Below are 22,234 nucleotides of genomic sequence, written 5' to 3' on the forward strand. Positions count from 1 at the left end.
TTTGTAGATATGTCCGGATGCCGCGGAGTCAAGCGGCTACTTTATGCCATTTGATTGACATCAATTGCTTCAGGTTGCCGTAAAATGGCGGCTTATTCAGTCCAACGAGCCCGTCATGAGCAAAGCCCCGGTTACCCAAGCGATCCGCGTATTGCGCGAACATCAGGTCGCCTTCAGCGAACATCTGTACAAGTATGAGGAACGCGGCGGCACCACCGTATCGGCGCGAGAATTAGGTGTCGACGAGCATTGCGTCATCAAGACATTGATCATGGAAGACGAGCAGCGTAAGCCGTTGATCGTCTTGATGCATGGCGACAAAGAGGTGTCGACGCGCAACCTGGCGCGCCAGATCGGCGTCAAGCACGTCGAGCCGTGCGACCCGAAAACCGCCGACAAGCACAGCGGCTATCAAGTCGGCGGCACGAGCCCGTTCGGCACCCGGCACGCTATGCCGGTCTATATGGAAGCCAGCATTGCCGCGCTGCCGCGGATTTACATCAACGGCGGCAAACGCGGTTTTCTGGTCGGCATCACTCCGGCGGACCTATGCCGCGTGCTGCAGCCGGTCAGCGTCGATGTTGCGGTTTAGAACCGCTAACAGAACACGTTTCGCGGTTGGGTAGCACGGCCCCAGTACCCGCACAAGCCGTGCATTGCCGATACAAGACCTGAGCAGATGCCTTGCCAGGGCTTTTGTTAGAGATTCAAGTCCACCATAGCAACCACCAGCTGGCATCGACCAAAGCCAAAGCCAGCGCCAGCGGCACAAGCGCCGGAATACGCCGCCCGCGCCAGCGGCCGACGATGCCCCAGCCAAGGCGCAGGCACCACAGGTTGGCGCCGGCCAACAGACCGACGCGCAGCGGCAGCACCCACCACAGCGGCACGCCCTCGGCCTTGAGCAAAGACACCGTCAACGCCGACAGTCCGAGAAACACGCCGCATGCGGCCAACGGAATCAAACTTTGCGTCAAATGGTGGAAGCGCTGCCGCCGCCAGGGCCCAGCCAGCCGCACCGATACGGCCAGCAGCAATGCCAGTACGGTTCCCATCAGCAGCGCGGCCGTCAGGATATAGGCGATCAAGACGGCGCCATCGAGCCAAGTCAGGCTATCGTTGACTTGGGGGTAGTGCGTCAACAGCCACCACGGCGCATCATCGGCCAACGGCCATAAGACGCCGCGGTTGGCCAGCCAGTCGGCCAGCCAAAGCTTGACGGCGACGAACACGTCGCTGTTGGTCCAGTGAAACGCGCCAAGCGCGATGCCAAGCAAACCATAAAGTATCAGCGCGCTTTGCCAGCCATTGCTGTCTTTCTCCGCGAGTTCGATCACCTCGTGCCCCCAAGGCCGCGCGGTGAGTGCGATCGCTCCACGGTGCCCGCTGCAACGCCCGCACATGTGGCAACCGCTATTGCCCTGCATATGGCGCAACGGCATCAGCGGCGCGCAATCGACCGAGCGGATCGGAATAATCCCCGCCCCCGCCGCCTTCCAGGCCGACTCGTCAACGCGGTAATGCAGCGGCGACAGCTTGGACAGCAAGGCAAACACCCCGTTGACCGGGCACAGATGGCGGCACCAGGCACGCTTGCCACGGGTATAAACAAGCCCCACGGCAATCGCGGCCACGGTCGAACCGCCCAGTACCAGCAAGGCGGGACGCGGATACTGATAGACGCTGACCATCTGACCGTAGAGCGTGGTCATGGCAAAAGCGACGAACGGCCAGCCGCCCCAGCGCATCCAGCGCGGGATGGCGCGGCCGAGGCCGCGCTTCGCCGCCCACTCCGACAAAGCGCCTTCAGGGCACAGCACGCCGCACCATAGCCGGCCGAACAGCACCATGCTGACCAGGACGAACGGCCACCAGATCCCCCAAAACACGAATTGGGCAAAAAGCGTCAGATTATTGAGAATGCGCGCGCTGTCGTCCGGCAACGCGAGGCAAGCGGGCGCGATCAGCAGAAAACCATAGACCAGCACCACCAGCCATTGCAGGCGGCGAATCAGCCGCGCATGATCGCGCAGCCAATCGCCGGATTGAATCAAAAATGCTTGCATGGTCATGCCCGGCTACGGCGCCCCGGGCGCAGCATGCCCCAGACGCCCGCCCAGAACAGGGCATAGGCGATCAGGCTGGTCAACGCGGGATGCGCGCGATAACCGGTCAATGCCGCCAGTACGCCGCCCAGCGCGCTGCCATCGTCGATCACGCGCGAACTATCCCACACAGGATCGAGCAACGGCGGCAGCCAATCCATGGAAATCATCTTCTCGACACCGCTGACGAACAACGATGCCGCCAGCAGCAGCAACATCATCTCGGTCACGCGGAAGAACACGCGCCAGGACAGCAGCTTGCTGCCCAACTGCAGCAAACCGTACATCGCCAGCGCCAACGCGAACCCGGCGAGCCCAGCCAAGGCCAGACCGGCGAATGTCGAGCGGTCGGCGGCCGCCAGCGTGCCATAGAGGAATACCACGGCTTCGCTGCCTTCGCGGCCAACCGCCAACGCAGCCAGGATCAGCACACCCCACCAGTTCTCGCGCTCGGCTTGTGCGGAAAGGCCGCTCTCGAGATCGCGTTTGAGCGAGCGGCCGTGGCGCCGCATCCACAGCACCATTTGCACGATCAGCGCGCAAGCCACCAGCACCATGCCGAGCTGGAAGTAATCCTGCTTTTCGGCGAAGACCTCGCTAGCGGCGAATAGACCGGCCGCCAACAGCACTGCCAACGCGAGTCCGGCCAGCACGCCCCCCCACAGGAACAGCCGGCCGCGCGCCGCGGCCGGATTCTGTCGCAGCCAGGCACTCAGAATACCGACCACCAGCATGGCCTCGATACTCTCGCGCCACACAATGAACAACGTCTGACCCATCGCCTTCTCCCGCTACTTCACCACGATCACGCCCTGTGCGCTGGGGTGGAAATCGTCATAAAACCGGTACTCGCCCGGCGACAACGACTGGAACACCACGAAGCTTTCCGCACCGGGGGCCAGCACCTTTTCCTTGCGCAGTTGCAAGCTTTCAAACTCCGCCGGCGTCTTGCCCTTGTTGACGACCTCGATCTTGAAACGGGTCCTGGCCGGCGCCTCAATGCGTGTCGTGGAGAACTTTCCGTCCCCCATCTCCAATCGGAACGTCGGCATATCCTCGGCCAAGGCTGCGAGAGGCGACGCCAACAGCAGCGCTGCCGCGACGAAAAATCTGATTCTCATATCCTCTCCTAGGGCCGGGCCAAGCCCGGCCGGCGCGATCAGTAACCGCCCTTTTTACCGTTGCCGGCGTAAGTGAAGGTGTAATTGAGTTCAAACGGCTTGAACCAAGGCGCGACACCGGTTTCCTTGTCGGTATGGCGGCCGAAATGGCTGTTCTCGCCGGCATTGGGCGGCAGAATGGTGTACTTGAGCTTATATTGACCCGGCCCCATCAATTTGACGTTATCCCCATAGTGCGGCCCATCGTTGGCCACCATCGGCATGAACTCGCCCTTGATGGTTTTACCGCCGACTTTGGTCAGCTCGTAACGCACGGTCAGATAGGGCATCCACTCACCTTCGCCAAAACCATTCGGGTTGCCTTTGCTGGCGTGAATATCGGCCTCGAGATGCACATCCGATTTTTCGGCGGCGGTCATCATGCCTTCCGGCTCCATCTTGATCGGCTGCAAATAGACGGCGCCGATTTCCATGTGATTGACGACCTGCGGTTTGCCAATCGGGTTTTCCTTGGCCAGCGCCGGCAGCGCGAGAGCGAGTGCGGCCACGGCGGCAACGGTACGTAGAGTGGATGGCATTGCGTTTCCTCAGTCATTACGAACAAATGATATTGAGAATTATTCTCACATTAATTTTATGACTCTGCAATCCATTTGTCGCCGCTTTGTGCAGCATTTGACAATTTCGATGCTAAGAGGGTAATGATATGTAGGTTTTGTAAGTCAATTGAATAGAGGCTCAGAGTACCCGCATGATTCGTTTTTATCACAACCCCCGCTGCAGCAAATCGCGTGAAGCCCTGCAGTTGCTGCGCGACCGCGGCATCAAGCCGGAAGTTATCGACTATCTGAAAAATCCACCCAGCGAAGCCGAGCTGGAACGAATTCTGACATTGCTGCAACTGGACGCACGCGACTTACTGCGCAGCAAGGAGCCGGAGTTTGAGGCATTGCACCTGGACGACGTCACGCTGGAGCCGAAGCATCTGATCCGCGCCATGGTGATGCATCCTCGTCTGATCGAACGTCCGATCGCCGTCGATGCCCAGCGCGCGGTCATCGGCCGGCCGCCGGAGAAGGTGCTCAGCCTGCTGTCCTAAGCCTGAAATGGCCGCATGAATATTCACGCCCATATAGTTACTTGACTTATAGTAACGTAGGTGACTATCATGTTGCGTATGAATAGTTCATTTCAGCAAGTCGAACAGGCCATCGACGCAGTCGGCCAGCGCATGCCAGGCACCTCCTCCCGGCAGGAGGTGCTGTTGAATCGGCTGATCTGCCACGTCACGACGCGGATGACCTGTCATCTGAATGAAACATTGCGGCCTTACGGTCTCAACGACACGCTGTGGATTGCGTTGATTACCTTGTATACCCGGCCGGATCAGACGATCAATCCGTCCGAGATCAGCGATGCGCTGGACTTTTCCCGCACCAACGCGACCCGCGTCGCGGACGAGCTGGTCAAGCACGGTTGGGTCGAACGCGCGCTGTGCGCCGAGGATCGGCGCAAGGTGCGGTTAAAGCTGACGGCCAAGGGCGAAACGTTTGTGGAAAGCCTGATTCCGGTAGCGCGCAGCCATATGCAAACTCAATGGCAGGACTTCAGCCCTGACGAGAAAAACCAGCTGGAAGCGTTGATGCGCAAGCTGTTGACCTCGTTGGGCGGCTGAACGTTTTACATTTACTCAAATAGTCACCTTCGTTACTATCGTGTGACTAATTATTAGAAAACCATGGAGATCCAACGGTGAATCGACAACCCTGGCAGCAGGGTATCAGCCTGCTGGTTCTGACGTCGTTGCTGAGCGCCTGTGCCAGCTTCGGGCCGGAACGCACCCCTTCCGCGCCGATCGAAGCGCAGCAACTCGCCCTTTCCGAGGGAACGAGCCAAGGCCCGCAAGCCGGGTGGTGGCGACAACTGCACGACGACCAACTCAACGCACTGATCGATCAGGCGCTCACGCATGCCCCCTCGATGAAACTGGCCGCCGACCGGCTGGCCGAGGCACGCGCGGTCGTCGGCCTGAGCGAAAGCGCGCTCGGCCCGCAAATCGATGCCAACGCCAGCCGCGACCGCCAGCTCTATTCGGCCAACGGCTTATTCAGCACCCCATACGGCGGGCAGTACGTCAACAACTACACGCTCTCGCTCAATGCGGCCTGGGAGTTGGACTTCTGGGGCAAAAACCGCGCGCAGGTCAACGCGGCCCTGGGGCAGACCCGCGCCGCGGCCTATGAAGTGGCGCAAGCGCAATTGACGCTGACGCAAGCGGTCATCGGCCAATACACGGCGCTTCAGCGCGAATTTGCGCAGATCCGCATCAACCAGGGGCGTATCCAGCTCGCGCAAACCCGCCTGCAATTGCTGCGCGCCCGCGTCAACGCCGGCATGCTGAGCGCCGATACGCTCAATGCCGTCGAACAAGGCATTGCCGGCTTGCAAGCGCAAAACGCCGGCATCCGCGGCGACATACAGCGCACCCGGCACGCATTGGCCGCATTGACCGGCCAAAGTCCCAGCGCGCTCGATAGCTTGACCCCCAGCCCGCTTGGCGATACGCCAGCCGTCAGCGACGCCCGGCTGACCACCGACTTGCTCGGCCGCCGGCCCGACATTGCCAGCCAGCGCGAGCTCGTGACCTCGATGGAAGAAAGCGTCAAAGTCGCGCGCGCCGAGTTCTATCCAAACATCAGTATCAGCGGTTTCATCGGACAGAATGCCCTAACGTACGGCTCGCTGTTCGAAAGCGGCTCCAAGGTCGTGGACTTTCAACCGGCCATCACGCTGCCGATCTTCCATTCGGGTCAATTGCGCGCCAATTTGCGCGTCGAACAATCGCGCTATGACCAAGCGGTCGACAACTACAACCAAACGGTGCTCAACGGCTTGAAGGACGCGGCGGATGCGCTGACCGGCCAGCAGCAGGCGCATGTCCAGCTGCTCGATGCCAGCCACGGCTTGGACGCCAGCCGCAAACAGGCCGACGCCATGCAACTGCGCTTGAAGGCAGGCATCGTCGGCAAACTTGAAGTGCTCGATAGCCAAGACAATCTGCTCGCAGAACAAAGCTCGCACTTCGACGCGCAAGCCTCGGCCCGTCTGGCCTGGGCAGCGCTGAACACCGCCATGGGCGGCGGCTTGACCGCCAACCCCGCCACCCGCTAAGGATTGAATCAAGATGGATGCACAACAAAAGAAAGCTCAAGATCGCAAGCGCAACCTGATCGCCGCCGGCAGCATTTTCGCCGCCGTTGCCATCGCCTACGGCATCTATTGGGGCACCGTGCTGCGTTTTGAAGAAAGTACCGACGACGCCTACGTCTCCGGGCACATGATGCAACTGACGCCGGAAGTCGGCGGAACCGTGGTCAAGATCAGCAGCGACGACACCGACCGCGTCGAAGCGGGCCAGACCGTGGTGCAGTTGGACGTCAACGACGCGCAGATCAACTTCGACAAAGCGCGCCAGAGCTTCATCCAAGCCGTTCGCGAAACGCGCCAATTGATGACCAATTCGCGCCAGTATGCCGCCCAAGTAGCGGCGCGCAAAACCGACCTGGCCCGTGCGCAGGACGACCTGAAACGGCGTGAAATGCTGGCCGGCACCGAGGCGATCTCGCCGGAAGAACTGGCCCATGCGCGTGAGGCTGTCGCCTCGGCTCAAGCCGCGTTGGACGCCGGCGTGCAACAGCAACAAGGTACCAACGACCTGTTGGGCGCCGACCGCATCGAACAGCAGCCGCGCGTTCAAGCCGCCGCTACCGCGCTACGCGAAGCTTGGCTCGCGCTGGAGCGCACGCAGGTCAAAGCGCCGATGGCCGGCTTCATTGCCCGCCGTAATATCCAACTCGGTCAGCGCGTCTCCGCCGGCTCGCCGCTGATGGCGATCGTGCCGTTGGAAAGCGTCTGGGTCGACGCCAACTTCAAGGAAGTGCAGTTGGAAAAGATCCGCATCGGCCAGCCGGTCGAGTTGACCTCCGACGTCTACGGCGGCACCTTCACCTACCACGGCAAGGTCGCCGGTTTGTCGGCCGGTACCGGTAGCGCCTTCTCTCTGCTGCCGGCGCAAAACGCCACCGGCAACTGGATCAAGGTGGTACAACGTGTACCGGTGCGCATCGCGCTCGACCCGAAGGAACTGCGCCAGCATCCGCTGCGCGTCGGCCTGTCGATGAACGTCGAAGTCTCGACGCGAGACGAGTCCGGCCCGATCCTGCCGGAAACCCCGGCGCCGACCTCGGCACAAGAAACGCACGTGCTGACGCCGGATCTGAAGCAAGCCGACGCACTGATCAAGCAGCTGCTCGCGGCCAACGCGCAGTAAGGACACGGCCATGCCGAATCCTCCTCTCTACGGCGCCCGGCTCTTCTGGATCACGTTGGCGATGTCGCTGGCGACCTTCATGCAGGTACTGGACACCACCATCGCCAACGTGGCGCTGCCGACCATTTCCGGCAACCTCGGCGCCGCCACCTCGCAAGGCACGTGGGTCATCACGTCCTTCGGCGTGGCCAACGCCATCTCGATCCCGCTGACCGGCTGGCTGGCCAAGCGCTTCGGCGAGGTCAAGCTGTTCTTGGCCTCGACGACGCTGTTCGTGATCACCTCGTGGCTGTGCGGCATCTCGGTCAGTCTGAACATGCTGATTTTCTTCCGCGTACTGCAAGGCGCGGTAGCCGGCCCGATGATTCCGCTATCGCAAAGCCTGCTGCTGGCCTGCTACCCCAACGAGAAAAAAGGCATGGCGCTGGCGCTGTGGTCGATGACCGTCATCATCGCGCCGATCTTCGGCCCGATTCTTGGCGGCGTCATCAGCGACAACTGGCATTGGGGCTGGATCTTCTTCATCAACATTCCGGTTGGCGCATTCGCCATCTGGGTATCGTGGCGGCAACTGCACGACCGCGAAACGCCAATCGTGCGGCTACCGATCGATCGCATGGGTCTGGTGTTCTTGGCCTTGGGTGTCGGCTCGCTGCAAGTCATGCTGGACCAAGGCAAGGATCTCGACTGGTTCAACTCCGGCGAAGTGGTGCTGCTGGGCGTGGTCGCCGTGGTCGCGCTCACCATGCTGGTCATTTGGGAGTTGACCGAGGAACATCCGGTCGTCGATCTGTCGCTGTTTAAATCACGCAACTTCCAGGTCGGCGTGACCGGCATCTCCATCGGCTATCTGATCTATTTCGGCACCATCGTGCTGTTGCCGTTGATGCTGCAGACCCAGATGGGCTACACCGCCACCTGGGCGGGCCTTGCCGCCGCGCCGATCGGCATCCTGCCGGTGATGCTTTCGCCCGTGATCGGCAAGTACGCCCACCGGGTCGACATGCGCTGGCTGGTAACGCTGAGCTTCGCCATTTATGCTGCCTGCTTCTTCTGGCGCAGCACGTTCGCACCGACGATGGATTTCCGCTACGTGGTGCTGCCGCAGTTCATCCAGGGCATCGGCGTCGCCTGCTTCTTCATGCCGCTGACCACGATCTCGCTGGCGGGACTCCGGCCGGATCAGATCGCCAGCGCATCGAGCCTGTCGAACTTCCTGCGCGTGCTCGGCGGCAGTATCGGCGCCTCGATCACCACCACGCTGTGGGACCGGCGCGAGGCGATGCATCATGAAATTCTGACTCAGCACATCAGCGTCTACAATCCCACGTCCAACCAGTGGTTTAGCTGGCTTGGCAACCTGGGACTATCCACGCAGCAGCAAGCGGCGCTGACCGCCCAGGAAATAACCCGGCAGGGCTACCTACTGGGCTCCAATGAAGTGTTCTGGTTTTCCGGCTGGCTGTTCATCGCGCTGATGGTGGTGGTGTGGTTCGCCAAACCGCCGTTCCGCCCAGGCAGCGCGGACAGCAGCGGCGCCCATTGATCGATCTTGTGAGAGAGAGTTTGATCCGCGGCGGGGGCTTTCCCCCGCCGTTTTTTTGCTCAGAGCGAACAGCGCTCTCGGCCGAATTTATCTTCAACGCAACAGCAGGTCACGATCAGCCCGTCTTGATCCATCCTCAAGAAATGCTTGCCCAGCCACAAGAACTTCGGCCGCGCCTCCAGGCGGTAGCGACCGGGGATATTCTCCTTCTTTTCCGCCGAGAACTTGATCGCATAGTAGCCCGTGCTCGTCACCGCCGGCGTTACCCAGCCATGACCCTGCCTTGGCGGTTTCGAATAGCCATCATTCTTGGCATGCAGCCGCTCCAGATGGCGCGCATTGTGCATCAGCGCAAGCCGCGCTTCTGCCTGGCGCACCCGCACCATGTAGGCATGCCATCCCGCACTGCCCGCTAACGCCAGGACCGACGCCAGCGACAACACCAGCATGAGCTCGATCAGTGTGGCGCCGCCGTGCCGCCTCACCACAGCATCCGCCAACTCAGCCTCCGCCCGGTGCCCTGCGCGTGGAAATAGCTTTGCAACGTGACGCTGCTACGCGCGGTATGTCCCCAAGCGCGCACCGTGATGCGATACAACCCGGCGCCTTGATAATGCGCATCCAGCAGTTCGACGATATAGCAAGGATCGGGATCGAACGGTCCGTTACGCGGATCGGCGCCACAAGACCCCAGCCCCTTCTTTGCCCTTAACGGGTCCGGCGGGAGCGGCACCTGCCGGCATGCTCGGCGGGAACAAGGCGATAAAACGCTGTCTCCCTCTCCGCGCCGCCAGGCAGGCAAATCGCCCGCCACGCCCAGGCGCGCCGGCAGGCAGAGCCCCCGTTGCCAATCGTGCGGCGCATCCGGCGCCTCACACGATGGTTGGAACCAGGCCGCGTGCCCGGGTCGCAGCGCCAGCGCGCGCACCTGACGCTCGGCATGACGCAAAGCGGACTCGGCCCGAAACAGCGCTTGCGTCCACTGCCGCTCGTGCCATACCTGCCGCCCCTCGTCCAGCAATAGCCGCTGCGCGCTTGCCAGCAGCAGCGACGCCGCCAGGATCAACACCATCACCACGATCATGGCCGTGCCGGCCTGACGCCGGGCGATATGCAGTTCCCAGACGCGCGCCCCCTTCCCTTGCGGCGTCAGCTTCAGCCGCCACAAGCGACCGCTTGGCGACGAAACACTCAGCGCGGTCAGCGGCACCAACGCGGTGTCATCGCGCATCAGCTGTCCGTGCGCCAGGCGATAGCGGCGCGCCACCAGCGGCCCCAATTCCAGCGACGGCAAATGATGGCCGTCGACCCCGTCCAGCAAGCACAGCTCGCTGGCTGTTTCGCGCTCAAGCAAGGTGAAGTCTTGGCCGGCCTGCAACACGTCAACGCGCGCGCAGCTCGACAAGACCAGCGCGGCGCGATCGCTTTCGCCCGCGCCGTACCGGCGGAAAGTCAGGCCTGTCAATCGGCCCTGCTCGTCTTGCGTCACCGTGAGAATTTGCCAATGGTGTTCGGCCCAAGACACGGACAGCGCCGCGTCCTCCTGCATCGTGCCCGCCGGCAAGGCGTGGCAACCGGCCTGTCCGTCCTGGCGCAGGTCGCGCGCCAACTGAAACAACGCCATGCGCATGGCGAGGTGGCCTGCCACCGCGCGCCGCAGCGCCATAAAACCGGTGTACTGCGACTCAAACCGCCCCAGGGCCATCAGCACGCATTGACAGCCGAGCAGCAGCGCCAGCATCAGTCCAGGCAAAGAAAAACCGCGGCTCATGATCACGGCAGCTCAAGTTCAAAATCATGGCGGCGATGGTGGCAGCCGGCAGCGTGCAAGCGCCACACGCTGCCGTAGCCGCTGGCCGTGAACCGCAATGGACTGCAATCGTCGGGCTGCGGCGCGTGTATTGTTTTTTCCGCCACCGCCTTGTACGTATCCGGCTTGGCCAACAACATCCTCTCGGCCAGATTGGCACTGTGCCACAACATCCAAGAAAGATAAGCGTTCTCCGCCTGAGCCTGGCGCGTCTGCCTGATCAGCACCACCGTCGGCGCCAGCGCGATGCCCAGCGCCAGCAACGCCAGGAGACTGTCGAGCAGTGCAAGACCTTGCTGGCCGCGCATGATCAGCGGCGCTCCCGACAAGCGGCGCCATACGACCAGCGCGGCAAAAAGCTCCTTGGATCGGGCGCCACCACCTGGCACGCCCCACTGCGCGGTTCGCGCAACTCGAACGTCGGGCGCCGCCCCGCGGCGTAACGCCCATCCGGCGTCACGGCGTGGCCCCCCTCCTCCACGCTCAATTCAATCCCCGGCAAGACGGCAAAATCGCGCAAATCCTCCCGGCGATCATAATGACCCGCCCGTGTTCCTCCCGTCGGGTCGGCACGGTCGGCGAACAACAACACGCCTTGCCGCCAGGCCTCCGACGCCTCATCGCCGCCCGAGGAGCGCCGGCACCCCTGCAGCCGTTGATTACGCCGCATCAGCAACGCGCACACCTGTACCGGCTGGCCGCTATACAGCGCCTCGCTGCGCGCCATTCCCAGCGCGCTCCACAGATGGCCGGCGCTGGCCGTGAGCCGGGCGCCGGCCAATAGGCGCGTCAACATCGCAACGGCCATGGCGGTGGATAGCGCCGTCAGCGACAGTACCCACAGCATTTCGATCAGGCTGAATCCACGTGTCCGCATTCCGGCCTCCCCCTACTGAACCGGGCCAGGCTACGGCAGGCCGCTGTCCTTCTGCCAGGGGAAGACGACGAACGGTCACTACGGTGTTTTCTCCAAAAAATTGGCCATGGCAGGAAATTTCACCACCCAGAGCAACCGATCAAGAAAAACCCCTGAATTGTCTCATCGGCGCAACGATCACTCTGGGGTATGCACAGTATTAACTATCCGTGAAATAGATATCCGTCTTGATTGCGTTACATCAAGGGTGGTAACACGCGGCTGTGGTGAGATCACGGCATACGTTAGTGCCGAGTACGGCCCAAGTCTGTATATAAAAGCAATCAAAATATTCCAATGTAATTACTCCGCGCCAAGCGCCACGGGCCTTGGACGCGTCCGCCAGAAATCCATCGGCAGTTCCCCGGAGCAAGCAGGTTTTTCTGTTGCCTTTTTATTACAAGGCAGCTAAAACCTTTACCCATGCCGTCACCGCAACGCAGATTGCGGACCGGCGATTTTTTTTCACCAATTCGCCAGCCGTCGCCTAGCCACGCTATGCCAGCTCTAGCGCATGACAATATTTGGCGCGCCGGGACAAGACACCGGACGCGCTAGATGGTTGGTTGACCAGGGACACCTAGACCTATGAGTTTGATGCGCAAAAAAAATGTGCAAGACATGCTGGAATTCAGTAAGACCACCCAGGCTCTGAAGAAGGAGCTGGGCGTATTTGACCTGACCATGCTGGGCATCGGCGCCATCATCGGCACCGGTATTTTCGTGCTGACGGGTACCGGCGCGCTGATCGCGGGGCCTGGGCTGATGTTGTCGTTTGTCATCGGCGCGCTGGCCTGCGGCTTCGCCGCGCTATGCTATGCCGAGTTCGCCTCGATGCTGCCGGTTTCCGGCTCCACCTACACGTATGCCTATGCCACCTTGGGCGAGTTGATCGCCTGGATCATCGGCTGGGATCTGCTACTGGAATACCTGTTGGCATCCGCCACGGTGACCGCCGGCTGGTCGGGCTATTTCCAGAACCTGATCGGCAGCTTCGGCATTCACCTGCCTGCGGCGCTGACCGGCGCCTACGGCGCCCACCCTGGCGTGGCCACGCTATTCAATCTGCCGGCATTCGCGATCGCCATGGCCGTCACCGCGCTGTTGGCGTTCGGCATCAAGGAATCCAAGCGAGTCAACAATATCATGGTGGTCATCAAGGTATCGGTGGTGCTGCTGTTCATCGCGCTCGGCGTGTGGCACGTCAAGCCGATCAACTGGCATCCGCTCTTGCCCTACGGCATGAATGGCGTGTTCCACGGCGCCGCCGTGGTGTTCTTCAGTTTCCTTGGCTTTGACGCCGTCACCTGTGCCGCCGAGGAAGTGAAGAAGCCGGAACGCGATCTGCCGCGCGCGGTGATCCTGTCGCTCGGCATCTGCTCGATTCTGTATGTGATCGTCGCTGCCATCATGACCGGCATCGTGCATTATCCGGACTTCGCCGGCATCGACCATCCGGTGTCCAAGGCGCTGGAAGTAGCCGGCCTCAACTGGGTAGCCGGCTTCGTCAACATCGGCGCCATCCTCGGCATGACGACTGTGATCTTGGTCATGACCTACGGCCAGACGCGCATCACCTTTGCCATGTCGCGCGACGGCCTGTTGCCCAAGGTGTTTTCCGAAGTGCATCCCAAGTATCGCACGCCGTATCGCGCCACCTGGATCATCGGCACCCTCATCGCCATCCTCGGCGCGCTGGTGCCGCTCGGCACGCTGGCGGAACTGGCCAATATCGGTACCTTGGCCGCGTTCTCGCTGATCTCGATCGCGGTCATCATCCTACGCAAGCGCGAGCCTGACCTGCCGCGTAAATTCCACTGCCCGGGTGTGCCCTACATCCCTGCACTGGCGATCTTGTTCTGCGTGTTCCTGATGGTGCAATTGGCGAGCCTGACCTGGACTTGCTTCGTCGTCTGGCTCCTGATCGGCTTGGTGGTGTACTTCGGCTACGCCCGCAGCCGCTCGCTCCTGGCGACGCAAGGCGCGGCCTCCTGACGCGCGGCGCGGCGCGAAAAGCCGGTGCTTACGCGCCGGCTTTTTTCTTGGCAGCGGAAAGCAGGCGCTAAAGGCGCAGTTCGTCAACCGCGCGCACCGAGAGCGCTGGATGCACATTCATTGGCGTCATCAGCGTCATCGCGGCGCAGCCGCGGGCGATGCGGGCGGCGTCAGCCAAAGGCAAACCCTTGAGCCAGCCGTAGGCGAAACCGGCCAGCAACGCATCGCCGGCGCCGGTCACATTCACCACCTTAACCGCCGGCGCGTTCATCCACCCAGCTTCCTCGCCATTGCTGTAATAAAAACCGAAACTGCCCAGACTTAACACCACCTGTGTCACACCGGCGCAATGGAACCATTGGGCGACCTCCGGCGCCTGCTCGCGCGATGCAAACGGCAGGCCGGACAGCAGGCTCGTCTCTTGCCGGTTCAGCTTCAGGGTATGGATGCGGCCGAGCCATGGCGTCAAATTGGGCACGAAGTAAGAGCCGACCGTGTCCATGAAAATTGGCTGATCGCTGTGATGGGTAAGCAACCACGCCAAGGTCTCTTTGCTGAGCACCAGGCTGGTCACGATGGCCGTAGCCCCCTTCAACAACTCGGCATGCGCCTCCAACCACTGTGGCGAGATCTGGGTCACAATCGACATATCGCCCACCACGCAATAATTCTCGCCATCACAATCGTTCACGATCACTGACCGGCTCGTCGCCTGCCCTTGGCAACACAGGGTGGCGGACAAGTCGACACCGGCTTTTTGCGTCGCCTGAGCGACGTCGCGTCCATACGCATCATCCCCCAGCACACTCAGCAAATAGGTCTTACATCCCAATAAGGCCAAATTCTCCGCCACATTCCGAGGCCCACCGCCTGGCTTGAAAATGACGCCGAGACTCGGATGCGGGCCATTGACTCGCATCGATATGGAGGAAGTGGTGGAAATATCTATATTTGCATCGCCAATAACAACCACATATTCGCTACAACTAACATCTTCCGGCATACCAACTCCAATTCAAAACAATTCCAAGACATGTTAAAAAACATCGAAAACGATAGTTTTGAATATTTATCTCGTCAAGCGCGCATGCTTTTTCCACACAACGATAGACAATAAATAAACGAGAAATATCAACATACTATCTTTGCATTATTTAACATATGGGAATATTTAAATGAAAAAGGCATTGATTTACGTATCAGCTTGCATAATATGCACCGCAGCACAAGGGACTTCTTCAAAAAGCTTTGTTCCCGCCATCGTCTATCAAGGCGATAGACACGATCAGGGTTTCAATGAGCAAGCATTCAGCGGCGCCGAGCAATTCAAGAAAGAATATGGCATTTCCTATATCGAGGCCCAGGCCAGCAATGATGCCCAGCAACTGCAGGCTTTGCGCTCCGCGGCGCGACGTGGCGCCACGTTCGTGGTGGCGGTGACAAATACTTTCGCGCCATGGATAGCGCAAGTTGCCAAGGAGTTTCCCAGGGTCAAATTCGTATTGACTGACGCTACAGCAAAAGGCCGTGCAGCCAATTTAAAGAGCATTATGTTCAGAGAGCAAGAAGTTGCTTTTCTGGCGGGAATGGCCGCCGCGTTTAAAAGCAAATCCAACACGATTGGATATATTGGAGGCAATGCTATTCCACCCATATTGGCATGGGGATGCGGCTATGCGCAGGGTGCACGATATGCAAAACCACAGATAAAAATTATTCAGAATATGGTTGCAAATACATCGGTAGGGTTTTCCGATCCAGCCAGAGGCGCGGAAATCGCACGGAGTCAATTCGATAGGGGTGTTGATGTGGTGTTTACCGCGGCAAACCTCACCAATTTCGGCGTGCTACGACAAGTAAAGGATTCTGGCAAATTGGGCATTGGCGTGGATAGTAACCAAAACGGTTTATTCCCTGGCGCGGTGCTGACTTCCGCCATCAAAAAGGTTGGCAATCTGGTCTATGACGAATGGAAAGCAGCCAAGAATGAAGCCCCCTGGCAATCGGGCGTCACCACGGCAGGCCTCAAGGAGAATGTCCTCGACCTGGCCATCGACCAACACAATCGCGCGGTCTTCGACCAGGATCTCGAGCGCCGGGTCATGCAAGCACGCGCGGATATCGTTGCCGGCAAGATCAAGGTGATCGACTATCGAACCGATAATCGCTGCCCGGTGAAATATTAGCCCGATGGCCAGATGCCAGCCGTGCGTTCGCGAAGCAACGCACGGCCTCAGGAATCGCACAAGACGTGCGCGGATGGTTAGGCGGAATTTCTGCGAGAGAGGCTTACTCTCGTAAAACGATCGACAATGACCGTTTACTGAGTCCTGGCGGCAGCACGTTCAGATAGCCCTGCGCGATGGCATTGTCGATCAACTCGCTTTTATTTGATGCGGAAAACTTCGCCTTCAGCGTTTCCTGATGCCATTCGACGGTGCGGGTAGCAATGCCAAGCGCTTGAGCAATTTGTCGGGCGGAACGGCCACGCAACAAAAGAAACAGCACCTCTTCTTGCCGTTGGCTTAGCTTTTTGCCCGCAGGGTGCTGGCCGATAATGTAGCTGGTCGGCATCGCAAGCAAACCGTGCTCGCCCACGCTGCAGGTTATTTTGCTCAGTAGCGCGCCAAGTTCCAGCAGCTCACGCGAATTCAATTCCATGCCATGGAAGATCGTGCCGATGGTGCGCTGCGCATGATCTCGCAATGGCGTCTTGGTAAAAATGAACGATCGCCACTGTTTATCGGAAAAACGGTGAATGTCCAAAATCCGCAGTCGTTCCCCACGCTGTATGACCTCACGATCTTGCGCCCGGAACAAATGCGCGCTCTCGGCAGTGCCGCATGGCACGTCGAGGTCGGTCATGCCGGCGATATCTTCTTTGCGGCATAAGCCGACGAGATTCGTATAGGTCTGGTTGGCATAAATGAAGTTCGACTGCTCGTCTTTGCAGCCCCAGCAGCCCGCTTGACTGTCGAACAACTGCTGCAGCTGCGGCGAGATCAACGTGGTCATGGCGCAACCTCGCGCAAATCCTGATGCAGGACCCGGTCGTCACTCAGGTGGCTCGCACGGCAAACAAACAACAGCCTTAGCGGCTGCTCGCCGAGATTGACCAATTGATGCACTTGCTCTGCCGGTACCCGCAACAAATCGCCAGCGGCCACGGATACGCTTTGGCGCTCCTCACCTGGCGCTTGGCGATACAAACATCCCTGCCCGCTCAGGATGAGATAGACCTCATCGCCTTGACTATGGGCATGGGCATGCACGGTTCCCTGGGGGGGAATGTCGCTCAAATAGAACGTCAGCGCGTCGCAGCTCGTCAGCGCGGCGATGGGAATACCCGCTTCCGGGTCGAATACCCCCCGCTGCGGGTGGAAAACATTGATAGGCGGCATGGCGGCGGCTCTTTCATAAGGCAAAAAATAGGCCTCATTAGAGCCGCCCGCGCCGAAAAGGTTTGTCGGTCAAAGGCGTAATGTGCGGCAGTGGCCGCTTAGCCGCAGAGCAAAAACGCATGGCGCGCCGGATGGGCGCCCGGCATGCTCAGTGAGCCGCCTCCCAGTTTGCGCCGGTGCCTACCTCGGCCAACAGCGGCACCGACAGCGTCGCCGCGCCGGCCATCAGCCGCGGCAACGTTTCTCGGACCGTTTCGAGTTCCTCCTGCGGCACCTCCAACACCAGCTCATCGTGCACCTGCATGATCAATTTGGTCTTCAGACCGCTATCGCGTAGCCACTGCTGGGTGCTGATCATTGCCAGCTTGATGAGATCCGCCGCGCTACCCTGCATCGGCGCGTTGATCGCCGCCCGCTCGGCGCCGCTTCTGCGGCCGGGGTTGGCGGAACGGATATCCGGCAGATACAACCGACGGCCGAACACGGTCTCGACATAGCCCTGGGTCTTGGCCTGTTCGCGCGTGCGCTGCATGTATTCCGCCACCTTCGGGTACTTGGTGAAGTAACGGTCGATGAACTGCTGTGCCGCGCTACGTTCGATCTCCAACTGGCTAGCCAAACCGAAGGCGCTCATGCCGTAAATCAGGCCAAAATTGATGCTTTTGGCGTAACGGCGCTGCTCGCTCGTCACTTGATCGAGCGCCACGCCGAACACTTGCGCGGCGGTGGCGCGGTGGATGTCCTCTCCATCGGCGAACGCCTTGAGCATGCCCTCGTCGCCGGACACGTGCGCCATGATGCGCAGTTCGATCTGCGAATAGTCGGCACTGACGATCACATGTCCCGGCGGCGCGATAAACGCCTCGCGCACGCGGCGGCCTTCGGCCGAGCGGATCGGAATGTTCTGCAGGTTCGGGTCCGAGCTCGCCAGCCGGCCGGTCACCGCCACCGCCTGGGCATAGTTGGTGTGCACGCGGCCGGTATCGGCGCGGATCAGCTGCGGCAGCTTATCGGTATAGGTGGACTTGAGCTTCGCCAAACCGCGGTATTCCAACAGGCATTTCGGCAACGGGTGGTCGAGCGCCAGCGTCTCCAGCACCGACTCGTCGGTGGAGTAGCCGCCGCTCGGCGTCTTGCGCACGCCCTTGGTACTGATGCCGAGCTTACCGAACAGGATCTCCTGCAATTGTTTGGGCGAGTTCAGATTGAACGGCTGGCCGGCCAGCTCATAGGCCTGGTGCTCCAGTTCCAGCATACGGCTGCCGAATTGGTGGCTCAGTTCGGCCAGCTTCTGACGGTCGAGCAACACGCCGGCACGCTCCATCTCGAACAGCACCTCGGCCACCGGCAATTCGATGTCGCGGTATATCGCCATCTGACGCGCGTCCATCAGCGGCTTGAGCGCCCGGTCGAGCCGCAGCGTGATATCGGCGTCCTCGGCGGCATAGCGCGTCGCGGTATCGAGGTCGACTTCGTCAAAGCCGATCTGCTTGGCGCCCTTGCCGCACACCTCCTCGTAATGGATGGTCTTCTCGCCCAAATGGCGTTCGGCCAGATCATCCATGTTGTGCGTCAAGTGGCTCTCGATCACATAGGAGGCCAGCATGGTATCGTCGATCACGCCGGCCAGCGCGATGCCATGATTGCGGAACACGTGGCGGTCGTACTTGAGGTTTTGGCCAAGCTTCTTCTTGCCGGCGTCTTCCAACCACGGCTTGAGCCGGGCGAGCGTCGCATCGCGGTCGAGCTGCTGCGCCACGCCGGCGGCGCGGTGCGCCAGCGGCAGATAGGCGGCCTCGCCCGGCACCACGGCGAAGCTGATGCCGACGATACGTGCCGACATTTGCTCAAGGCTCGTCGTTTCGGTGTCGAGCGATACCACGTCGGCGGCTTGCAGCTTGGCGAGCCAGGCATCGAGTTCGGGCTCGGTCAAAATGGTGTGGTAATCGCGCGCCATAGGCATGGCCGGCTGCGCGGCAACCACCAGCGACGCGCCGGCGAACAGGTCGTCGGTCTCGCCGCTCGTCGCGGCGACCGCCGCCGCGGCAACGGCGGCATCGGCGGCGCCGCCCTCCAATTCACGCAGCCAAGTGTTAAAGCCGAAACGGCGGAACAAAGCGCTCAGCGCCGTCGCGTCCGGCTGGCCGTGCAACAAGCCGTCAAGCCCGGCGGGCAGATCGGCCGTCAGGTCGACGTCGCATTTGATGGTGATGAGTTCGCGCGACAGCGGCAGATGCGGCAACGCCTGACGCAGCTTCTCGCCCACCGCGCCGCCGATCTCCGCCGCGTGCGCCATCACGCCTTCGAGCGAGCCATAGGCCTCGAGCCACTTGAGGGCCGTCTTCGGCCCGCATTTCTCCACGCCGGGGACGTTGTCGACCTTGTCGCCGATCAGCGTCAGGTAGTCGATGATGCGCTCCGGCAACACGCCAAACTTGCCTTGCACGCCGGCGATATCCAGTACCTCGTTGCTCATGGTGTTGACGAGCGTGACGTTCGACGTCACCAACTGAGCGATGTCCTTGTCGCCGGTGGAAATCACCACGCGCATGCCCGCGGCCTCCGCCAGGCATGCCAGTGTGCCGATCACATCGTCCGCCTCGACGCCGGGCACCATCAGCATCGGCCAGCCGGCGGCGCGCACCACCTCGTGCACCGACGCCACCTGCAAGGCAAGATCTTCGGGCATCGATGGCCGATTGGCCTTATAGTCGGGGAATAACTCGTCGCGAAAGGTCTTGCCTTTTGCGTCAAATATGCACGCGCTATAATCGAACTCAACTTCTTTTTGCAGGCGTCGCAGCATATTGACCATGCCGTAGATCGCCCCTGTCGGCAGACCCTCCTTCGAGCGCAAATCGGGCATCGCGTGAAAGGCGCGGTACAAATAAGAAGAGCCGTCAATCAATAACAGTGTTTTCATAAAAGGCAGCGGAAAATGAGTTTGTCCGACAAGTTACCCCAAACCAGCGATCGATACGCGATGATGCAGCGATTTCGCTCACGCGAAGCCTGGCATGTCCTGAAGATATTGTCGGAGTTTGTCGAGTCGGCGGAAGAACTGCAAGGGATTCTCCCCGCCGTCAGTATCTTTGGCAGTGCGCGCACCCCGCGCGACCATCCTTACTATCAAAAAACCGAAGAGGTGGCACGACTCTTGTCCGATGCTGGCTTTTCGGTCCTCTCCGGCGGCGGCCCCGGTATCATGGAAGCCGCCAACAAGGGGGCATTTTATGGCAAAAGCCCGTCGGTCGGTTTGAACATCGTCCTGCCGCACGAGCAAAGACCCAACGAATATCAGGACCTCGGCCTGCGCTTCAATCACTTCTTCTCGCGCAAAGTCATGTTCGTCAAGCACGCCATCGCTTACGTGGTCATGCCTGGCGGCTTCGGCACGCTGGACGAAACCTTCGAGGCGCTAACATTGGTGCAGACCGGCAAGAGCCGGCGCATCCCTATTATTTTATGCTGTAGCGACTTCTGGCGAGGCCTGATCGATTGGGTCAAAGACCGCATGGTGGCGGAAAAGATGATCAATCCCGAGGATCTGGATTTGATCCAGCTGATCGACGACCCGGAAACCATTGTCGAGACGATCTTCAAGCATTATGAAACCCGCGGGTTCGAAGCGCTGCCGGAAGAGCGCGAACAATTACTGAATTTGTAAAACCTTACTGGACGCTCCGACATGAAAAGAAAGCTGCTGCTATTGACCCTGCTGGCCTCGCCAATCTTTGTGCAGGCCGCCAGCACGCCCGCGCAGACAACGCCGCCGACGGTCACCGAGGATGCCGCCAAAGCCGCCGGCAAAACCGACGCTCCCCCGCCCCCCCAGGTCAGCGACGATCAGTCGGCGGGGCCGGAGCCCGAAGTAACCATCGTGCAGCGCGGGAAGGACAAGATCGAGGAATACCGCTTGAACGGCAAGCTCTACATGGTCAAGGTCACGCCTTCGATCGGCGTGCCTTATTACCTGATGGATGAAGACGGCAACGGCGCTTGGCGTCAGGTCGACCCCAACCGGCGCATCGTCATCCCGCACTGGGTTCTGTTCCGTTTCTGATGGGGGCTGCATGTCGGTTTTCACCGTCGTCACCGACGCCGCGCTGAGCGACTGGCTCAAGCAATACAACCTGCAGCTGGTTGCTTTCCAGGGCATCGCGGCCGGCGTCACCAACACCAACTATTTCGTCGACACCCAGCACGGCCGTTATGTCCTGACGCTGTTCGAGACGCTGCGGCTCGACGAGCTGCCGTTTTATCTCGAACTGATGAGCCACCTGGCGCGGCACGGCGTCGCCTGCCCGGCGCCGCTCCTTGATCAGCAGGACCGGCTCGCCTCTATGTTGGCCGGCCGCCCGGCCTGCCTGGTGTCCTGTCTCACCGGGCGCGACATCGAGACGCCGAACCCGGCGCAATGCCGCGCCGTTGGCGACATGCTGGCGACGCTGCATCGCGCCGCCGGCACCTTCAAGCTATCGACGGTCAACCCGCGCGGACCGGCATGGTGGAACCAGGCGGCGCCGACGCTCTATCCGTTGCTGACGAGTGCCGAAGCCGCCAGTCTGCGCGAGGAGATCGCTTTCCAGGCCAGCCATCGAACCAGCCACCTGCCCCGTGGCGTGATCCACGCCGATCTATTCAAGGACAATGTGCTCATGGCGGGTGATGCCATTGCCGGCTTCATCGATTTCTATTACGCCTGCAACGATGTGCTGTTGTACGACGTGGCCATCGCCGTCAACGATTGGGCGCGGCGGCCTGACGGCCAGATCGATCCGGCATTGGCACGCGCCTTCTTGGCCGGCTATCAGGCGGTGCGCCCGTTGGAAGCCGCGGAGCGCGAGCTGTGGCCGGTCATGCTGCGCGCCGCCGCCTTGCGCTTCTGGGTATCGCGTCTATTGGACCTGCATTTCCCCATGGAAGGCGCGTTGACCTACACCAAGGACCCCGGCGTGTTCCACACGCTATTGGCCGCCCACCGCGCGCGCCAAGACTTTTGGCTGTAAC

The 22,234-nt window shown here is 60.7% G+C and carries 23 protein-coding genes; 11 read left to right on the forward strand and 12 right to left on the reverse strand.

The genetic code is table 11. The features are described from left to right. Window positions 1-115 precede the first annotated feature (115 nt). Window positions 116-592, forward strand: coding sequence for a Cys-tRNA(Pro) deacylase (gene ybaK / locus JOZ06_RS11040; protein ID WP_293232330.1), 477 nt, complete (start codon window positions 116-118; stop codon window positions 590-592). A 115-nt stretch (window positions 593-707) separates the two neighbouring features. Here the strand turns inward: ybaK and JOZ06_RS11045 are convergent, their stop codons facing one another. Genes JOZ06_RS11045 through JOZ06_RS11060 form a run of 4 tightly spaced genes read right to left on the reverse strand, consistent with a single transcriptional unit; the run spans window position 708 to window position 3,804 of the window. Then, window positions 708-2,066 carry a 4Fe-4S binding protein gene (locus JOZ06_RS11045; RefSeq protein ID WP_293232332.1) on the reverse strand — a complete coding sequence of 453 codons (1,359 nt, stop codon included), beginning with the start codon at window positions 2,064-2,066 and terminating at the stop codon, window positions 708-710. Between the two features lie 2 nt (window positions 2,067-2,068). After that, a complete protein-coding gene (locus JOZ06_RS11050) occupies window positions 2,069-2,884 on the reverse strand; it encodes an FTR1 family protein (RefSeq protein WP_293232334.1) in 816 nt (271 codons plus the stop codon). Window positions 2,885-2,896: 12 nt separating this feature from the next. Beyond that, window positions 2,897-3,226: a cupredoxin domain-containing protein gene (locus JOZ06_RS11055; protein WP_293232335.1), complete on the reverse strand. Its 330-nt coding sequence runs from the start codon at window positions 3,224-3,226 to the stop codon at window positions 2,897-2,899. Window positions 3,227-3,264: 38 nt separating this feature from the next. After that, the gene (locus tag JOZ06_RS11060; protein WP_293232337.1) at window positions 3,265-3,804 is read right to left on the reverse strand and encodes an iron transporter; all 540 of its coding nucleotides are present in this window, start codon (window positions 3,802-3,804) and stop codon (window positions 3,265-3,267) included. 173 nt (window positions 3,805-3,977) lie between these two features. On the opposite strand from JOZ06_RS11060, the gene arsC reads away from it, so the two are divergent. The 5 genes from arsC (at window position 3,978) to JOZ06_RS11085 (ending at window position 9,102) form a co-directional block, all read left to right on the forward strand. Beyond that, window positions 3,978-4,325 (forward strand): arsenate reductase (glutaredoxin), encoded by a 348-nt coding sequence (gene arsC, locus JOZ06_RS11065; RefSeq protein WP_293232339.1) that lies wholly within the window; start codon window positions 3,978-3,980, stop codon window positions 4,323-4,325. Between the two features lie 69 nt (window positions 4,326-4,394). Then, window positions 4,395-4,901, forward strand: coding sequence for a MarR family transcriptional regulator (locus JOZ06_RS11070; protein WP_293232341.1), 507 nt, complete (start codon window positions 4,395-4,397; stop codon window positions 4,899-4,901). Between the two features lie 77 nt (window positions 4,902-4,978). Next, complete coding sequence (locus JOZ06_RS11075; protein WP_293232343.1) at window positions 4,979-6,397, forward strand: efflux transporter outer membrane subunit; 1,419 nt, start codon at window positions 4,979-4,981, stop codon at window positions 6,395-6,397. Window positions 6,398-6,410: 13 nt separating this feature from the next. Continuing rightward, the gene (locus tag JOZ06_RS11080; protein ID WP_293232345.1) at window positions 6,411-7,556 is read left to right on the forward strand and encodes an efflux RND transporter periplasmic adaptor subunit; all 1,146 of its coding nucleotides are present in this window, start codon (window positions 6,411-6,413) and stop codon (window positions 7,554-7,556) included. Window positions 7,557-7,566: 10 nt separating this feature from the next. Beyond that, window positions 7,567-9,102, forward strand: coding sequence for a DHA2 family efflux MFS transporter permease subunit (locus tag JOZ06_RS11085; protein WP_293232347.1), 1,536 nt, complete (start codon window positions 7,567-7,569; stop codon window positions 9,100-9,102). A 59-nt stretch (window positions 9,103-9,161) separates the two neighbouring features. On the opposite strand, the gene JOZ06_RS11090 is transcribed toward JOZ06_RS11085, so the two are convergent. Genes JOZ06_RS11090 through JOZ06_RS11105 form a run of 4 tightly spaced genes read right to left on the reverse strand, consistent with a single transcriptional unit; the run spans window position 9,162 to window position 11,789 of the window. Continuing rightward, window positions 9,162-9,602, reverse strand: a complete 441-nt coding sequence (locus JOZ06_RS11090; protein ID WP_293232349.1) for a type IV pilin protein — start codon at window positions 9,600-9,602, stop codon at window positions 9,162-9,164. Next, window positions 9,584-10,873, reverse strand: coding sequence for a hypothetical protein (locus tag JOZ06_RS11095; RefSeq protein ID WP_293232351.1), 1,290 nt, complete (start codon window positions 10,871-10,873; stop codon window positions 9,584-9,586). The genes JOZ06_RS11090 and JOZ06_RS11095 overlap by 19 nt, the downstream gene beginning before the upstream one ends. Window positions 10,874-10,875: 2 nt before the next feature. Beyond that, the gene (locus JOZ06_RS11100; RefSeq protein WP_293232353.1) at window positions 10,876-11,220 is read right to left on the reverse strand and encodes a hypothetical protein; all 345 of its coding nucleotides are present in this window, start codon (window positions 11,218-11,220) and stop codon (window positions 10,876-10,878) included. A 2-nt stretch (window positions 11,221-11,222) separates the two neighbouring features. Then, window positions 11,223-11,789 carry a GspH/FimT family pseudopilin gene (locus tag JOZ06_RS11105; RefSeq protein WP_293232355.1) on the reverse strand — a complete coding sequence of 189 codons (567 nt, stop codon included), beginning with the start codon at window positions 11,787-11,789 and terminating at the stop codon, window positions 11,223-11,225. Between the two features lie 636 nt (window positions 11,790-12,425). Here JOZ06_RS11105 and JOZ06_RS11110 point away from each other — a divergent pair. Next, entirely contained in the window at window positions 12,426-13,823 is a 1,398-nt protein-coding gene (locus JOZ06_RS11110) for an amino acid permease (RefSeq protein WP_293232357.1), read from the forward strand. A gap of 67 nt (window positions 13,824-13,890) precedes the next feature. On the opposite strand, the gene JOZ06_RS11115 is transcribed toward JOZ06_RS11110, so the two are convergent. Continuing rightward, window positions 13,891-14,826 (reverse strand): PfkB family carbohydrate kinase, encoded by a 936-nt coding sequence (locus JOZ06_RS11115; protein ID WP_293232359.1) that lies wholly within the window; start codon window positions 14,824-14,826, stop codon window positions 13,891-13,893. Window positions 14,827-14,998: 172 nt separating this feature from the next. Between JOZ06_RS11115 and JOZ06_RS11120 the strand changes: the two genes are divergently transcribed. Next, the gene (locus tag JOZ06_RS11120; protein ID WP_293232361.1) at window positions 14,999-16,009 is read left to right on the forward strand and encodes a BMP family ABC transporter substrate-binding protein; all 1,011 of its coding nucleotides are present in this window, start codon (window positions 14,999-15,001) and stop codon (window positions 16,007-16,009) included. Between the two features lie 103 nt (window positions 16,010-16,112). Here JOZ06_RS11120 and JOZ06_RS11125 read toward each other — a convergent pair whose 3' ends face one another. The 3 genes from JOZ06_RS11125 to polA form a co-directional block, all read right to left on the reverse strand. After that, window positions 16,113-16,838, reverse strand: coding sequence for a helix-turn-helix transcriptional regulator (locus JOZ06_RS11125; RefSeq protein WP_293232362.1), 726 nt, complete (start codon window positions 16,836-16,838; stop codon window positions 16,113-16,115). Beyond that, entirely contained in the window at window positions 16,835-17,224 is a 390-nt protein-coding gene (locus JOZ06_RS11130; RefSeq protein WP_293232364.1) for a cupin domain-containing protein, read from the reverse strand. Before JOZ06_RS11130 ends, JOZ06_RS11125 begins: the two co-directional genes overlap by 4 nt. A gap of 148 nt (window positions 17,225-17,372) precedes the next feature. Next, window positions 17,373-20,147, reverse strand: a complete 2,775-nt coding sequence (gene polA, locus JOZ06_RS11135; RefSeq protein ID WP_293232366.1) for a DNA polymerase I — start codon at window positions 20,145-20,147, stop codon at window positions 17,373-17,375. Window positions 20,148-20,162: 15 nt separating this feature from the next. Between polA and JOZ06_RS11140 the strand changes: the two genes are divergently transcribed. The 3 genes from JOZ06_RS11140 to JOZ06_RS11150 are packed head-to-tail and all read left to right on the forward strand — an operon-like array spanning window position 20,163 to window position 22,233. Next, complete coding sequence (locus JOZ06_RS11140) at window positions 20,163-20,891, forward strand: TIGR00730 family Rossman fold protein (protein ID WP_293232368.1); 729 nt, start codon at window positions 20,163-20,165, stop codon at window positions 20,889-20,891. Between the two features lie 21 nt (window positions 20,892-20,912). Next, the gene (locus tag JOZ06_RS11145) at window positions 20,913-21,287 is read left to right on the forward strand and encodes a DUF2782 domain-containing protein (RefSeq protein WP_293232370.1); all 375 of its coding nucleotides are present in this window, start codon (window positions 20,913-20,915) and stop codon (window positions 21,285-21,287) included. A gap of 10 nt (window positions 21,288-21,297) precedes the next feature. Further along, window positions 21,298-22,233: a homoserine kinase gene (locus JOZ06_RS11150; protein WP_293232372.1), complete on the forward strand. Its 936-nt coding sequence runs from the start codon at window positions 21,298-21,300 to the stop codon at window positions 22,231-22,233. Window position 22,234 lies beyond the last annotated feature (1 nt).

It is taken from the genome of Paludibacterium sp. (assembly GCF_019232825.1).
Classification (GTDB): Bacteria; Pseudomonadota; Gammaproteobacteria; order Burkholderiales; family Chromobacteriaceae; genus Paludibacterium.